This is a genomic window from Archangium lipolyticum (assembly GCF_024623785.1).
Lineage (GTDB): Bacteria > Myxococcota > Myxococcia > Myxococcales > Myxococcaceae > Archangium > Archangium lipolyticum.
Map to the genome: position 1 here is coordinate 259,268 of NZ_JANKBZ010000009.1, position 14,370 is coordinate 273,637.

General features: G+C 71.2%; 13 protein-coding genes. 6 read left to right on the plus strand and 7 right to left on the minus strand.

All coding sequences use genetic code 11. The features are described from left to right. Positions 1-2 precede the first annotated feature (2 nt). Positions 3-3,755: a VCBS repeat-containing protein gene (locus tag NR810_RS21415; RefSeq protein ID WP_257455048.1), complete on the plus strand. Its 3,753-nt coding sequence runs from the start codon at positions 3-5 to the stop codon at positions 3,753-3,755. A gap of 6 nt (positions 3,756-3,761) precedes the next feature. On the opposite strand, the gene NR810_RS21420 is transcribed toward NR810_RS21415, so the two are convergent. Next, positions 3,762-4,196, minus strand: a complete 435-nt coding sequence (locus tag NR810_RS21420) for a CBS domain-containing protein (RefSeq protein WP_257455049.1) — start codon at positions 4,194-4,196, stop codon at positions 3,762-3,764. Positions 4,197-4,336: 140 nt separating this feature from the next. Here NR810_RS21420 and NR810_RS21425 point away from each other — a divergent pair, with 140 nt between their 5' ends. Beyond that, a complete protein-coding gene (locus NR810_RS21425) occupies positions 4,337-4,669 on the plus strand; it encodes a PQ-loop repeat-containing protein (protein WP_306818366.1) in 333 nt (110 codons plus the stop codon). 66 nt (positions 4,670-4,735) lie between these two features. Here NR810_RS21425 and NR810_RS21430 read toward each other — a convergent pair whose 3' ends face one another. After that, positions 4,736-5,050 (minus strand): hypothetical protein, encoded by a 315-nt coding sequence (locus NR810_RS21430; RefSeq protein ID WP_257455052.1) that lies wholly within the window; start codon positions 5,048-5,050, stop codon positions 4,736-4,738. Between the two features lie 188 nt (positions 5,051-5,238). Between NR810_RS21430 and NR810_RS21435 the strand changes: the two genes are divergently transcribed. Continuing rightward, positions 5,239-5,706: a ferritin-like domain-containing protein gene (locus tag NR810_RS21435; RefSeq protein WP_257455054.1), complete on the plus strand. Its 468-nt coding sequence runs from the start codon at positions 5,239-5,241 to the stop codon at positions 5,704-5,706. A 25-nt stretch (positions 5,707-5,731) separates the two neighbouring features. On the opposite strand, the gene NR810_RS21440 is transcribed toward NR810_RS21435, so the two are convergent. The 5 genes from NR810_RS21440 to NR810_RS21460 form a co-directional block, all read right to left on the minus strand. Next, a complete protein-coding gene (locus tag NR810_RS21440; RefSeq protein WP_257455056.1) occupies positions 5,732-5,926 on the minus strand; it encodes a hypothetical protein in 195 nt (64 codons plus the stop codon). Positions 5,927-5,940: 14 nt separating this feature from the next. Then, positions 5,941-6,654, minus strand: a complete 714-nt coding sequence (locus NR810_RS21445) for a YcnI family copper-binding membrane protein (RefSeq protein ID WP_257455057.1) — start codon at positions 6,652-6,654, stop codon at positions 5,941-5,943. A gap of 101 nt (positions 6,655-6,755) precedes the next feature. Continuing rightward, on the minus strand, positions 6,756-8,489 hold the full coding sequence (locus NR810_RS21450) for a cupredoxin domain-containing protein (protein ID WP_257455058.1): 1,734 nt from the start codon (positions 8,487-8,489) through the stop codon (positions 6,756-6,758). 2 nt (positions 8,490-8,491) lie between these two features. Then, the gene (locus NR810_RS21455) at positions 8,492-9,367 is read right to left on the minus strand and encodes a c-type cytochrome (protein ID WP_257455060.1); all 876 of its coding nucleotides are present in this window, start codon (positions 9,365-9,367) and stop codon (positions 8,492-8,494) included. A gap of 14 nt (positions 9,368-9,381) precedes the next feature. After that, the gene (locus tag NR810_RS21460; RefSeq protein WP_257455061.1) at positions 9,382-10,383 is read right to left on the minus strand and encodes an SCO family protein; all 1,002 of its coding nucleotides are present in this window, start codon (positions 10,381-10,383) and stop codon (positions 9,382-9,384) included. 182 nt (positions 10,384-10,565) lie between these two features. On the opposite strand from NR810_RS21460, the gene argE reads away from it, so the two are divergent. The 3 genes from argE to NR810_RS21475 all read left to right on the plus strand — a co-directional run bounded on the left by argE (position 10,566) and on the right by NR810_RS21475 (position 14,331). Continuing rightward, positions 10,566-11,726 carry an acetylornithine deacetylase gene (argE, locus tag NR810_RS21465; protein ID WP_257455063.1) on the plus strand — a complete coding sequence of 387 codons (1,161 nt, stop codon included), beginning with the start codon at positions 10,566-10,568 and terminating at the stop codon, positions 11,724-11,726. Positions 11,727-11,898: 172 nt separating this feature from the next. Beyond that, complete coding sequence (locus NR810_RS21470; protein WP_257455064.1) at positions 11,899-12,495, plus strand: hypothetical protein; 597 nt, start codon at positions 11,899-11,901, stop codon at positions 12,493-12,495. 150 nt (positions 12,496-12,645) lie between these two features. Next, positions 12,646-14,331, plus strand: coding sequence for a diguanylate cyclase (locus NR810_RS21475; protein ID WP_257455065.1), 1,686 nt, complete (start codon positions 12,646-12,648; stop codon positions 14,329-14,331). Positions 14,332-14,370 lie beyond the last annotated feature (39 nt).

Below are 14,370 nucleotides of genomic sequence, written 5' to 3' on the forward strand. Positions count from 1 at the left end.
CCATGAATCGAATCTTCCGCGCGTCGCTCGCGTTCGCGCTCCTGGGCGCGGCCTGCAACCCGGAGGAGGAGCTGCCCGAGCTGCCTCCCTCGGTGAATCCCTGCGCGGGGCTGCCGCCCCTCACCCTCACCGCGAGCCCGGACCGGGTGCACGTGAAGAATCCCGTCACCCTGACGGCCACGGGAGGCACCGGCTACTACAGCTTCCGCGTGGAGGCCGGGGGCTCGTCGGGAGAGATGCGCGGGTCGCGCTTCATCGCCGGCTCCACGCCCGCGACGGACACGCTGGTGGTGGAGGACGCCCGCTGCCCGGGTGATGCGCGGGCGCAGGTGACCGTGGTGACGGGCTTCGACGTGGCGCCCGGACGGGCCACGGTGAAGCCGGGCACCACCTTCCAGGTGCAGGTGTCGGGGCAGCTGGGGACGCCCATCTTCACGCTGGAGCGCAACGCGGCGGGCAACAGCACGCTGTCGGATACGGGTGTGTACAAGGCGGGCACGGGGCAGGGCGTGGACCTGGTGCGCGTGCGGGATGGACGCACGGGCGAGGAGGCCGTCCTTCAGTTCGAGGTGCGCGCGGACGCGCAGCTGCGCGGAGACCCGGCGCTGATGGCGGTGCCGGCGGGCTCGTCGGCGCCGCTGGGCTCGGTGGGCGGCAGTGATCGGGTGACGTGGACGAAGGTGTCCGGTCCGGGCACTCTGGCCAACGGCTCCTTCTCGGCCGAGCCCGATGCGAAGGGCCTGGCGGTGCTGGAGGTGGCGGATCCCTTCACCGGACAGAAGGCGCGCGTGTCCGTGCGCATCCTGGACGAGCTGAAGCGCGACACCCGGGCGCACGGGCGGCTCACGGACATCGTCTCGGTGGTGACCGCGGACTTCGATGGAGACGGCATTCCGGACGTGGCGGTGGGGCAGGCGGAGAGCGACCTGGCCAGGCCCCAGGGCGGCGCGGTGTTCATCTTCAAGGGGAGCCCGGCGGGACTGCCCGACAAGCCCACGTGGACCCTGACGGGCGAGACGCGCACGGCCCGCTTCGGCGAGACGGTGGTGGCCGGGGACCTGGACAAGGACGGCAGGGCGGAGCTGGCGGTGTCGTCGCCGGGCGCGGACTTCACCGCGGATGACGCGGGCGCGGTGTACCTGTACCGCTTCGGCGCGAATGGGCCGGAGCTCCTCCGGGCGCCGCTCGCGGGCGTGGGACGGAGCGGCTCCTTCGGCGCGGGTCTGGCGCTCGCGGACGCGGACGGGGACGGGGACGTGGACCTGGTGGTGGGCTCGCCCACGGGCGACCTGACGGGCTCGGTGACGCTGAAACGGGGCGTGGTGGACATCTTCCTGCTCACCCCGGGCGAGGCGGTGTCGGATCTGCCGACCATCCGTCTGGGTGGACTGGACCTGGGCAAGACGGGGGCCGTCGAGTCCCGGGGTGGCACGGAGCTGGGTCGCGTGCTGAAGGTCGCCGACCTCAACGGGGACGGGCTGCCGGACGTGGCGGCGCTGAGCAAGGTGACGCGTCTCAAGGAAGATGGCACCACCGACATGGGGCAGCAGGCCGTGTCCGTGTACCTCGCGCGCTCCTCGGGGACGCGGTTCCGCGAGTCGCCGGACGTGTACGTGCTGCCCGCGAACATCGCCAATCTCAAAGACGACGAGGGCCTCTGGAAGCTGGACGTCGTGCCGGGCGAGGGGACGCGGCCCGCGCTGCTGATGGCGCTGGCGGATCGTGCCGACTCGCCGGACCTGAAGGCCAGCGGTGGCCAGGGCGCCATGACCGACGCGGGCGGAGCGCTGCTCTTCGATGTGAGCGCGTACAAGCCCACGGGCGAGCCCGCGGCCACGCCGGCGCAGGTGAAGCGCGACGCGGCCTGGGCCCGGCTGTATGGCGACGCGGGCAGCATCCTGGCGGGGCGGAGCTGGGCGGTGCTGGACGTGGACGGCAAGCCCGGTCCGGAGCTGCTGCTGGGCGCGCCCCACGCGAGCCCTCCGGCCCCGGGGAACACGACGCTGCGCCTCGGTGGCAAGGTGCTCGTCTACCCGCTGGCGGACCTGAGCCGCGGCGCCGTGCTCAACAAGTCGCTCTCCTTCCTCCCGGGACAGGCGAAGTCGGATGTCTTCGGCGCGGGGCTCGCGGCGTGGCCGCTGCCGGGGAGCGCCGGGCTGGTGGCCTTCGCGGCTCGCGCCTCCGCGCCCGGGCTGGCCTTCACCGGACGGGTGGATGCCTTCGTCAAGGCGGGCGACTCGCTCGCGCAGTGGACGCGCACGTCCGCCATGGCGCCGGCGCGGCCGAGCGTGGAGCTCTTCGGTGAGAAGGTGGCGGTGGCCAGGGGCGTGACGGGCGCGGTGGCGCTGGTGGGCTCGCCGGGCTTCTCCGGTTCGGGCGGCGCCAACGCGGATGGCTACGAGCCGTCCATCGGCCGCGCCTGGTCCTTCAGCCAGGACGGCAAGGCCTCGCTCGCGGGCGAGGGGAGCTTCTCGTCGCTCGTCGCGGGGCGCAACGTGGGCACGGACGTGGCCTTCACGGACTTCAACGGTGATGGGCGTCAGGACGTGGTGATCGGCGCGCCGGGTTTGTTCGTTCCGGGGACCGCCTCGAAGGCCACGGACATCACCCCGGTGTACCACCTGGAGCGCCCCGAGTGCCTTCCCGCCACGAACCAGCAGCTCGGCGGCGTGCTGGTGTCGCTGGGCCAGGCGGATGGGAGCTTCAAGCCCGCCTACCGGTTGTGGGCGCCGGGAACCATCGAGGGGTGCACGGCCGTGGGCAACACCAACAACTGCAAGCGCCAGAGCATGGGGCGCGGAGTGTTGGGCGGCTTCGACTTCAACGGGGACGGCAAGCAGGACATCGCGATGCTGCGCACCAACGGCATCGACATCCTCCTGGGCCGCGCTCCGGATGACGTCTCGCTGACGAAGCTGACCATGGGGTGCGATCCGATCTACACCGCGCCCACGCTGATCCTCCCGGGCAATCCCGGACAGCCGCCCTCGCTCGTGCAGCAGACGTCGGCACCGGCGGCGCTGGGTGACCTGAACGCGGATGGCTGCGACGAGGTGGCGTGGCGCTACACGGACGGCGGCCAGCGCGGTGGCGTGGTGGTGGCGTTCGGTTACGACCCGAACGGGGTGAAGTGTGGGACGCGCAAGGTCCCGTCGACGGTGCGGCTGGCCGCGGACTCGGAAGTGGGCATGACCTTCATCAGCCTGGGCGTGGCGACGGCGCGCGCGGGCCGCGTGCTGGGCAAGACCGGCCCGGACTACCTGGCGGTGAGCGCGGCGAACGTGACGTACAACGGAGTCACGCAGCCCGCGGTGCTGCTGTTCGACATCGCGCAGCTGGTGAGCCGCCGGCCGGCCTCGGGTGAGGTGGTGGTGGGCGCCATGGACAGCGCGCTGATTCCCAAGGTGCTGGTGCACCGCTCGCGGGCGGTGGGCTTCGGGACGTCGCTGGCGGGTGGGGTGGATCTGACGGGCGACGGCGCGCCAGAGCTGGTGGTGGGCGCACCGGGCGCGTCGGTGGCCTCGGACGGTGGCGGCGCGGTGTTCGTCTACGCGGGCGGGCCCACGACCACGGGCGCGGTCTCGCCGCTGCTCACGCTGACGGGCGACGTGACGGAGCGCTCCAACTTCGGGAGCGATCTGGCCCTGGTGGCGGGGAGTGGAAGCATGCCGCCCACCCTCGTCGTCGGCGCGCCGCTCAGCTACCGCACGGGCACGGAGAACGGCACGGCCTACCTGGTGACGCTCGGCTTCTAGCGGCCCTCAGTGCGCCAGGGACACGGGTGGCTCGGAGATTCCCTCGAGCACCCGCCCGGCGAGCGTCTGGTCCTCCATCTCCATGGCCAGGTCCCCCAGGGAGACGATGCCGACGAGGCGCTCGTGCTCGTCCACGACGAGCAACCGGCGCACCTGGAGCTCGCGCATCTGATGGGCGACGTCCTCGACGTCGTCGTCCACGGAGCACGTCTGCACGTTGCGCGTCATCACGTCCGCGACGGAGGCGCTCTGGGGGTTGAAGCCCAGGGCGAGGCCTCGCACGACGATGTCGCGGTCGGTGATGATGCCGACGACGCGCTCGCCGTCCATGACGGGGAGTGAGCCCACGTTGAGCAGGCGCATCATCTCGGCGGCGCCCATCAGGGTCGTCTCCGGGTGGGCGGCGACGGCGTCCGGAGTCATCACGTCACGAATCTTCATGGCGCACCTCCAGGCTGCGGGTTGGGGTTCATTGGAGGGAGGGTGTGTCCGCTCCGGCGGGGATGCCGCGCATTCCCTTCCGCGCTCCGCCAGGCCGCCCGCCCGTCCCACGGGGGAGGGCCCGTCCTGTCCCCGAGGACATGCGCATCGTTGAGCGTATGGGGAGCGAAGCCATCGGGTGGTTCAGCTCGTTCGTGTTGGTGCTGACCATCGGGAATCAGGTGTACAAGCAGTGGAAGTCGGGCACGAGCAAGGGCGTGTCGAAGTGGCTCTTCGTGGGGCAGATCACCGCCTCCACGGGCTTCACCTTCTACAGCCTGCTGGTGCGCAACTGGGTGTTCGTGGTGACGAACGCGCTGATGTTGGTGAGCGCGCTGGTGGGAATCGTCATCGTGATGAAGCACCGGCGAGCGGAGCGGCAGTGCGAGGGCCGGAGCGAGGCGCCCACCGGAGCGAGTCCCGCGAGGGCCTGAATGTGCCCCCACCCCTCTCCCTCTGGGAGAGGGACGGGGTGAGGGTAGGCGCATCCGTCAATCCGCTCAGCTCACGGGCTGGGGCGACATCTGGCGGGTGAGCTCCTCGGGCGACTTCAGCAGGGAGGCGTGGTCGCCATGCCGGACGCGCTCGTGCTCGTCGATGGGAGCGGAGAACGTCTTGGCGATCTTGTTGTAGGTCCCGAGGATGAGGATGGTGGGTGCCCACTGGCCGACGAAGTTCGCCCAGGTCTTGCGGCCGGTGACCATCAGCAGGGCGCTGGCGGCCATGCACCCGATGGCGACTCCGAGGAAGCTGATGGAGGGAATGCGCCGCGTCTGCAGCTCGACATTGGTGGTGACCGCGTCTTCATTCTTCATGGCAGATGCCTCCGTTGGTGAGAGCCATGGAGGGAATGTGCGCACGGCGAAGGCGTGACGGGACACCGGGGAGGAGATGCCGCCCTGCCTGCTGTCCGAGCGGGCGCGGAGGCGGTGGGGTTGGCCGTGCGGGCGGGTCCACGCACATTGCCCGGGTCGATTTTTCATGAGGGCGGGGGGAGGACGACATGGCACGCAAGTCCGAGGTGGAGAAGCTGCGCAGCCTGGCTCAGCTCGATGTGGACGCGGTGGGGGCGTATGACGCGGCGATTGCCCGGGTGAAGGAGCCGCTGGTGCGCGAGCGGCTGAACGAATTCCGGGTGGACCATGTCCGCCACGTGCAGGACCTCAACGCCTTCATCCTCCGGTTCGGCGGCGAGGCGGTGGATCTGCGGCCGGATCTGAAGGGCGCGGCGATGAGGGGCCTGACGGCGATGTCGAGCCTGATGGGGACGGAGGCCGCGCTGGTGGCGATGCTCGGCAACGAGGAGTTCTCCAACCGGGCCTATGAGCTGGCGCTGAGCTTCGACTGGAGCCCCGAGGTGCGCACGCTCATCGAGAAGAACCGCCGCGACGAGGAGCGGCACATCCTGTGGATCAAGGAAGCGGTGCGGAAGCGCCCGTGGGTGGCCGAAGGGGCGGAAGTGCAGGCCTGACGTCCTCCGCCTCGAGCTCTCCGGTTCAGTGACCGGGGGGCTTCAGGTCACCCGGCAGCCCCGGTCCCGTGGGGGGACGCTCCTGGTGGGAGGTCGGGGGCTTCAGCTCCGCGGGAAGCCCGGCGGAGGGGGTCTCTCCGGGCTTGTCCGATGGAGCGGGAGTGCTCGAGGGACAAGCGCAGAACAGTGACAGCGCGGCCAGGATGAGGAAGGGACGCATCGCGGACTCCTCGCTCAGTACTTGACCCAGATCTCAGTGCCCGGATGGAGCTCCCGGAGCGTCTGGGTGTCTGGCTCCTTCGCGATCAACTGCTGGGTGGCCGCATTGGGGCTGTAGGCGGCGTTTCCCGACCAGACGATCTGGGCGTCGTTGAAGACCGAGAGATCGTGCACGTGCTGGTCCACGGTGTACTTGTTCCAGCCGGGCGTGCGCGCGGGATACAGGAAGACAGAGGGGGCCGGCTCCTCCGTGGGCGTGGTGCCCGTGTTGCCGTCGTGCTGGTGCGGAGTGGTGCCCACCCACTCGGTGGTCGACTCGGTGCCATCCGCGGCGCGGCAGGACTGGATCGTCGGGAAGAACAACGGGGTGAAGGGCGCGTCCGGCAGGGAGGCGCTCAGCGTGAACTTGTAGAGCTGGGTGTCTCCGGGCAGTACGTCGGCGGCGGCCTTCGTCCAGGTCACCGACTTCACCTTCCCCGTCGCCGCGTCCTTCGAGACGACGGCCTTGCCGAACACCGAGTCCAGCGGGCGCACCGAGGTCACTCCGTCCGGGATGCGGATCTCCACGCGGAAGGTGTCCGCGCCGTTGCAGCCGTGACCGACCTTGAACGTGAGCTCCTGGCTCTTTCCCGCGAAGGCGGGACCGGAGACCACCGAGATATGGGCCTGGGCGGTCTGGCACAGCAGGAAGACTGCGACGGCGAGAAGCGGGGGCGAGTGGGCCTTCATCCGTGTTCCTCCAGGGGAGACGTCGGCCCGGCTTGTAGGCTGGATGTTTCGCACGAGGGATGGGACATGTTGTCGCACCCCGCGAGCGTGGCGCCTCCGCTTCACCGGTGATTCGGGGACGGCAGTGGAGCGAGCCCGCGTTGGGGGGCGGAGAACACGTGCCACTCGAGCCACTCGCCTCCGGTGAAATGGTTGGGCACGTGACAATGGACGAGGAATCTTCCCGGCGCCTGGGGGAAGCCGCCGGGCTGGCCGAGGAGGAGGGTCCGTCCACGCCCCGGGCTCAGGAGTTGGGGCGGTTCGCCGCCGCCGCGGCGCTCGTTCCCGTCGTGCACGTGGTGGACGTGGAACTCCGCGCTCCCCGCGTGCGCGAGGCGTAGTTTGACGGGCTCGCCCAGGTACGAGCGGAGCGCCGGTGTCGCCAACCTCCGGCGAGGGGAGGGGCGCCGCTCGCCGTCTTCCGGGAGGTGCTCCTCCCGATCGAACCGGGGCTCACTGCGGTAGTTGACGCCGAATGCTCCAGCCCGGAAGGGGCCCGCCATCTCGTCCAGCACGGGCAGTGGGGCGCCGCTCGCGGAGCGCACGTCGGCGGACTCGGGGGGACCCAGGGCATGGTAGAGCAGCACCAGCTCCCGGAAGTGCTCTCCCGAGGGGACGTCGATGAGGGCCTCCCAGCCCGTGCCGTGCCGCAGCGGCTCGCCCGTGGAGGCGTCACGGTACCTGGCGCCCGCGGGCTCCAGGACGAGGACTCCGAAGAGCCCCCGTGCCTCCCGCGCTCCTCCCTCCTCCGAGTCGTGAAGGAGGTAGGTGCCCTCCGCCTCCGGTGACTCGGGAAGGGCGAGGACATACGTGAGGCCCCGTCCGGGCGGTACGGAGGTTCCAGGGACGAAACCGCCCTCGGGGCTCCTGCCGCTCACGGTGGCTGGCAGGCCCTCGATGCGCAGCGCCGCGGGCCCGGTGGCCAGCCGGTTGGTGAAGTGGAGGAGGAGGCATTCTCCCAGGTTGGCGCGCAGCACGAGCGGCTGGATGGGCTCGCCGTGCAACCCGGGGGCGGTGCGCTCCTCCTCGAGAACGTACATGAGGCCCTGGGGTTGATGATCGCCGTGGGCATTGAGCGGACGGTCGACGGCGATGGCGGCCACGGAGTACGTCCTCACGGGCGCTCCAGGGCGGCACACTCCCTCGCCTTGCTGAAGAGAGGACAGGCGGGGCGACGGGGGCCCTCCATCGGAGCGCCAGCCACAGAGGATTCCCAGGAGGAGGAGCGGCCCGAGCGCCGGAGTGGCCGCGCGTGCTTCGGAGGCGGTGGGCCTCGAGCGGCGGCGCAGCAGCAGCAGCGTCAGGGGAAGGACGGGGACCTGAAGCAGCAGCGCGTCCCTCATCCCCGTCCACGCCGTCGCCATCGGCGAATCACTGGCCGGCTCAGGAGAGATGGCGGACACGTCCGCGCCCACGGTCGCGCAGAGGAAGCGGCCCTCGTCCCCCAGCGCCGGCTCCGTCGCGGAGAGGGCCTGTCCCTCCATGGCTTCGGACGGGGGAGGACTCGCCTGCTGGCGTTGGAGCACGGCTCGTCCGGCGGCCACGGGAAGAAGCAGCAGCAGGAAGCACAGGGACAGGGCGGCGCCGTCGCGCGGCTTCTCCGGACGCGTGCGCCACAGCGCCACGAGCCAGAGGGGAAAGAGGAGCATCGCGTCCCTGGCCAGGCGTGGCGCCAGCGCGCTCGCCGGGACATCGAAGCCGCCCGAGAGCAGCTCCAGCAGGCACAGCTCCCAGCCCAGCATGCCGAGCGTGAGCAGGACCGCGAGCGCCAACCGTTGCCGCCATGCCTCCCTCATGCTCACCCTCCTCCCCGCAGGCTCATGAGGTAGCTGACGAGGTCCGCCATCTCCTGGGGCGACAGCGACTCTCCGTACAGGGGCATGAGGGTGGGCCGTGTACAGGGCTGACGCTCGGCGCACTCCGGGGGGATGAAGGCGTCGGGGTCGAGCAGGGACTCGTAGGCGTACTGCGCCGCGCTCTTTCCCGCGACACGGGTGGCGCCCACCCGGGCGAAGTCGCCGAGGAAGGGCGCGATGCGCGGGCCCTCGGGCCGTGCCAGGCCGCCATGGCAGGACGTACAGGCGAGCCGTCCATGAAAGAGGGCCGAGCCCGCGGCCTCCCTGCCCGGTGGGAGCTCTTCCACGCGCAGGGGCCACCCGGGTTGTCCTTCCGTGTCGCCAGGGCTCGCGGGGCGCTGCGTGAGGAGGAGGGCCTCGCGCTCCGTGCCTCGCTCCCACTCCAACCGCACGGGCCCCTGCGTCGCGGGGACGTCGAAGCTCAGCGTCACGGGCAGCAGCTCCGCGGGGCGCAGGGTGAAGACGCCGCGGCCTCCCACCGAGGGCCGCCACACCGTCCCTCGCGCGGCCTCTGAGAGGAGGAGCTCCCCGGGTTCGAAGTTCAGGGGCGTCCTCCCCGGGTTGAAGACGGTGACCTCGACGATCAGGCGGCGCCGCCCCGGTCCAGGTGCGCCCTCCGAGGTGGGCAGGCGCGCCGCGTCTCCATGATCCGTCGGCTCATGCATCCAGACGGCCCGCTCCAGCCGCATCCGCAGCCCACCCAGCTCCACCTCCCGGCTCGGCTGGACGGCCCAGGCGCGCAGCACGAGCATGCCTCCAGCGAGGGTGACCAGCAGCGCGAGCACCCCGAGAACCTGCCTCCAGGAGGGCGGAACCATGGTGACTCCGGCGCTCAAGGCCCGTCCGCGCCCGGCCCCGAGGCGGGAACGGTGAGCTGAACGGCGCCCGCCCGCTCGAAATGGAGCGTGAGGTGGATGCTCCCGGGCGAGCCCTGGACGGAGTACAGCATGAGGTGCTTGCCTCCCGGCTTCAGCTCGACGCGGCCTCCCGCCGGTACACCGAAGCCCTCGGGCCTCGGGAGCATCCGCAGGACTTCTCCCTCCGCGACCACCTCGTGCAACTCCACCCGCCCGGCGGAGGAGGCCTCGGCGGACACGAGCCGATCCTCCCGCCCGGCGGTATTCACCAGCGTGAAGTAGACGGCCCCGACCCGGGCGGGTGTCAGACGCGCGAGCGCCCCCTCCACCCGTACCCCGGGGACGGACGCGCGGGGCTCCCGCTCCGCCAGGAGCCGCTCGACTCCCGCCCGTAGCTCTCCGGCGGGCACCGAATACGGCAGGCGCTCGCGCAGCACGCCCCGCTTGTCGATGAGGAAGTAGGCCCCCGTGTGGTCCACGGTGTAGGGGATGTCTCCGGCGAACCGGTGTTCGCGGTAGCGCGTGGCGTCCGGATAGCGGCGGGAGGCCGTGACGCGGTAGCCGGACAGCACCGCCGCGAGCGCGTCTCCCTCCAGGCGCAGACCCGTGAAGCGCGGGTGGAAGGCGTGGACGTATGTCTCGAGCCGCTCCGCGCTGTCGCGCTCCGGGTCCACCGAGACGAACACCACCTCCACGTCCCGGGCGGCGGCGCCCAGCTGCTCGTAGACGCGGCGGAGCTGGGACAGGGTGGTGGGGCACACGTCCGGACAGGCCGTGTAGCCAAAGGAGAGGAGGACCACCTTTCCCCGCTGCTCGCTCAGCCGGAACATTCCACCCGAGGCCCGAGGTGCCTCCAGGGCTGGAGCGGGCTGCTCGGGGACCGCGGCGATGGCCTGGGCCTCGTCACGCCGGCACCCCGTGGCGAGCAGCAGCGCGGCCAGTATCGACAGCAGCCCTCGTGCGCCTCCTCCCGCCATGTCTGGCCTCCCTGCCACGCAGGTGGGGGCTGAATTAGGGAGCGCGGGCCGGAGCGGCGAGGTGTCCCGGGGGACGTGTCTCCTGTCGGATTCCGCGCACGGGGCGCCTGGACTCCTTCGGGAGGGGTGTGGGACTTTCGCGGGTCCATCTACAGTAGTGGGTGGATCCGGAGGCCCCATCCTTGAGTGACACCCTGCCCGCGCTTCGCACCACCCTGTCGGAACTCATCGCCCTGGACACGACGTCCTCGCGCCCCAATACGCCGCTGGTGGACCTGGCCCAGGGGCGGCTGGTGGAGGCGGGCTTCCGGGTGGAGCGGGTGCCCTACAGGGACGGGGCGGGGGTGGAGAAGGTGAACCTCGTCGCTGTGAAGGGCGGCGGGGGAGAGGAGAGGGCGGCGCTGGCGCTGGTGGGGCACACGGACTGTGTGCCGTACGACACGGCGTGGACGGACGCGCTGCGGCTGACGGAGCGGGACGGGAAGCTCTACGGTCGTGGCGCATGCGACACCAAGGGCTTCATCGCCTGCGCGCTGCACGCGGTGACGCACTACACGGGGCCGCTGCGGGCCCCCCTCATGGTGCTGCTGACGGCCGACGAGGAGCTGGGCTGCGAGGGCGCCAAGCACCTGGTGACGCTGGGCAAGGGCCGGGCGCGGCACGCCATCGTGGGCGAGCCCACCTCGCTGGTGCCGGTGCGCGCGCACAAGGGCTACTGCCTGGCGGAGGTGGAGGTGCGGGGCAAGGAGGGGCACAGCGCGTACCCGGACGAGGGCGCCTCGGCCATCTTCCGCGCGGGGCGCTTCCTGCAGAAGCTGGAGACGCTGGCGCGCACGCGGCTGCGCGAGGAGCGGGACGAGTCCTTCGAGCCGCCCTTCACCACGGTGAATGTGGGCGTCATCGGCGGGGGCAAGGCGTCCAACGTCATCGCCGGGTCGTGCCGCTTCGTCGTGGAGTGGCGCCCCATCCCCCGGCAGCCCAAGGAGCGGGTGCTGGAGCTGTTGGAGTCCATCCGCCAGGAGCTGGTGCGGGACGAGCCCGGCTACGAGGCGCGCATCCGGCTGATGCGCTCGGAGCCGGCGGTGGACACGCGGGCGGACGCGGAGGTGGTGCGGGTGCTGGCGGAGCTGTCCGGCAACGCCCCCATCACGGTGCCGTTCGGGACCGAGGCCCCGCAGCTCACGGAGCTGGGCGCGGAGGCGGTGGTGTTCGGCCCGGGGGACATCCGCGTGGCCCACCAGACGGGTGAGTACGTCCCGGTGGAGGACCTGGTGCGGTGCGAGGCGTACCTCTCGCGGGCCATCGCGCGCTTCTGCGGCGGTGCTGGAGACTCCGGGCGCTGAGCGTCAAGACGCACCGGGTCATTCTCCGCTTCAGGCCAGGACCTGGGCGCGGGCGGAGCCGTACCCGGGCTTGTCCCCGGACATGACCTGGGTGGTACAGTCCTCCCCCCGAGGGGCCGGATGTCATCCGGTGGACGTGCCGCTCAGTGTCACGGCCAGGGAGTCCATGCACATGCAATTCGTCCCGTTCGAGGATGGCATCGAGGTCATCGGCCTGGCGGTTCGCTCCGTGCTGGATGGCTTCAGTCAATTCGCGGTGCTCGCGAGTGCCTATCTGTTGGATGAGGGCATTGGCCGGCCGGGCCCCAGCGGCGTGGCGCACCTGGAGCTGGACGCGTGGTACTCGCAGCAGGCGTGGCTCCTGTGCTTCCAGCAGATCAGCAAGCAGCTGGGGGACGGGGTGGTCACGCAGATCGGCATGGCCATCCCCCGGAACGCGGCCTTCCCCCAGGGGACCCAGGACATCCACAGCGCCCTCAAGTCGCTCGATGTGGCGTACCACATGAACCACCGCAAGCACGGCAGGCCGATGTTCGACCCGGGGACCGGACACATGGAAGAGGGCATCGGTCACTACGGCTACGAGCCGGTGCCGGGACAACGGCGTATCATCACCGTGTGCGCGACCCCCTACCCGTGTGCGTTCGACATGGGCCTGCTCATGTCCCTGTGCCGCCGCTACGAGCGGAGCGTACGCGTGACGCACGACGAGAAGAAGCCCTGCCGCAAGACCGGTGGGCCGCACTGCACCTACGTCATCACCTGGTGACTCCCACCCCATCCCCTGACGCGAGCCCCGGGACTGCTGGCAGGGGTGTCTCGCCCGGCGGGCGGGGAGTCAGCCAGGTGGACGAAATATCGCCCCCCCTCATCCATCCGCCCCCTCCACTCTGATAGCCTCGAGGGCAGAACGGACCCCATGGCAGCGCTTACTTCCCTCGGCACCTCCGGCCGCGTCCTCCTCGTGGACGACAGCCCCATTGCTCTTGAAGCCATCGGCTCCCGATTGAAGGAGAGCGGATTGGATGTGGTGATGCTGACCTCGCCCCGCGAGGCGCTCGAGCTCGCCACGGATGGACCCCACCCCTTCGACCTGCTCATCCTCGACGTCATCATGCCGGGCCTGGATGGCCACGAGCTGACGCGCCGCCTGCGCGACCATCCGCGCACCGCCAACACGCCCATCCTCCTGCTCACCTCGCTCGACTCGTCCGAGGACCGGGTGACGGGCCTGACCGTGGGCGCCGACGACTTCTTCACCAAGACCGCGCCGGATGCCGAGATGCTGGCGCGCGTGCGCTCGTTCATCTCGCTGGGCAAGATGCGCGCCCAGCTGCTGGCGCAGCACGAGGCCATGGCCCGGGTGATGCGCGAGCAGGAGGCGCCCACCCCGCCCCAGGCCCGCGTGGAGATCATCCACCACATGCCCGTGGTGGGTGAGCGGCTCGCCCGGGCCCTCCGCGGCTCGCCCGTGGGCAGCGATTTCCACCTCACCCAGCGCGCCTCCGCGCAGCGCCTCACCAACACGGACGCGGATCTGCTCATCGTCAGCTACTCCATCGCGCTCGAGGGCGAGCAGCCGCTGCTCAAGCGCTTGGGCTTCGACGAGGAGGCCCCTCCCATCATCGTGGTGGACGACGCCGAGTCCACCCCGCGGCGCGTGACGGCGTTCGACTCCGGCGCCGACGACTACCTCACGTTGCAGACGCCCATGGCCGAGCTGGCCGCCCGCATGGGCAGCACCCTGCGCCGCCAGCGCCGCCAGCGCCAGCTGCGCACCTCGCGCGACCGCGCCATGCTGGTGGCGGTGACGGATCCGCTCACCGGGCTCTACAACCGCGCCTACTTCCACGAGGCGCTCGGCGTCGAGTTCCGCCGTGCCCAGCGCTACAAGCACCCGATGACGCTGGTGCTGCTGGACCTGGACCTCTTCAAGCAGGTCAATGACAACCTCGGCCACAGCGCTGGAGACCAGGCCCTGCGCGAGGTGTCCTCGCGGCTGCGGCAGACGGCGCGCTCCACGGACGTGGTGGCCCGGCACGGTGGCGAGGAGTTCGCGATGATCCTCCCCGAGACGGACCTGGAGCACGGGCTCATCGCCGCCGAGCGCTTCCGGGCCGCCGTGGAGGGCGCCACGGTGCACGGCGCGAGGGGCGGCAGCCGCTCGCTGACCATCAGCGTCGGGGTGGGCTGCTTCCCGGTGCACGCCACCTCCATCTCGGACCTGATGGAGCTCACCGACGCGGCGCTCTACTCCGCCAAGCGCCAGGGCCGCAACCGGGTGTGCGCGGCCTCGCTCAGCACGGATCCTCCGCCGCCTCCGCCGGTACCGGCCGCCGCTCCCCACTCCACGACCAGCAGTGTCATGGAGCGGCTGCGCCGGCTCGTGGCGGAGGACGTGGAGGGCCCCCTCACCGCCACGCGCACCGCCGCCCGCATGCTGCACGATGCCTCCGCTCCGGGAGACACGCTGCACACCATCACCTCTCAGCTCCGCAACTCCTCCGACGAGGTGCGCCAGGAGCTGCTGCGGGTGATGGACGACCTGTCCCGCGCGCTCGTCGAGGCGGGCCGCTCGGGACCGCCCCGGAGCGATCACCGCTGACGAGGGCGGCGGGCACTTCCCGCTGGCCAACGCGCGCTC

Excerpts from the sequence above, each read along its gene's own strand:
- NR810_RS21415 (WP_257455048.1), top strand. The coding sequence starts at position 3 with ATGAATCGAATCTTCCGCGCGTCGCTCGCGTTCGCGCTCCTGGGCGCG.
- NR810_RS21420 (WP_257455049.1), bottom strand. The coding sequence starts at position 4,196 with ATGAAGATTCGTGACGTGATGACTCCGGACGCCGTCGCCGCCCACCCG.
- NR810_RS21425 (WP_306818366.1), top strand. The coding sequence starts at position 4,337 with ATGCGCATCGTTGAGCGTATGGGGAGCGAAGCCATCGGGTGGTTCAGC.
- NR810_RS21430 (WP_257455052.1), bottom strand. The coding sequence starts at position 5,050 with ATGAAGAATGAAGACGCGGTCACCACCAATGTCGAGCTGCAGACGCGG.
- NR810_RS21435 (WP_257455054.1), top strand. The coding sequence starts at position 5,239 with ATGGCACGCAAGTCCGAGGTGGAGAAGCTGCGCAGCCTGGCTCAGCTC.
- NR810_RS21440 (WP_257455056.1), bottom strand. The coding sequence starts at position 5,926 with ATGCGTCCCTTCCTCATCCTGGCCGCGCTGTCACTGTTCTGCGCTTGT.
- NR810_RS21445 (WP_257455057.1), bottom strand. The coding sequence starts at position 6,654 with ATGAAGGCCCACTCGCCCCCGCTTCTCGCCGTCGCAGTCTTCCTGCTG.
- NR810_RS21450 (WP_257455058.1), bottom strand. The coding sequence starts at position 8,489 with ATGAGGGAGGCATGGCGGCAACGGTTGGCGCTCGCGGTCCTGCTCACG.
- NR810_RS21455 (WP_257455060.1), bottom strand. The coding sequence starts at position 9,367 with ATGGTTCCGCCCTCCTGGAGGCAGGTTCTCGGGGTGCTCGCGCTGCTG.
- NR810_RS21460 (WP_257455061.1), bottom strand. The coding sequence starts at position 10,383 with ATGGCGGGAGGAGGCGCACGAGGGCTGCTGTCGATACTGGCCGCGCTG.
- NR810_RS21470 (WP_257455064.1), top strand. The coding sequence starts at position 11,899 with ATGCAATTCGTCCCGTTCGAGGATGGCATCGAGGTCATCGGCCTGGCG.
- NR810_RS21475 (WP_257455065.1), top strand. The coding sequence starts at position 12,646 with ATGGCAGCGCTTACTTCCCTCGGCACCTCCGGCCGCGTCCTCCTCGTG.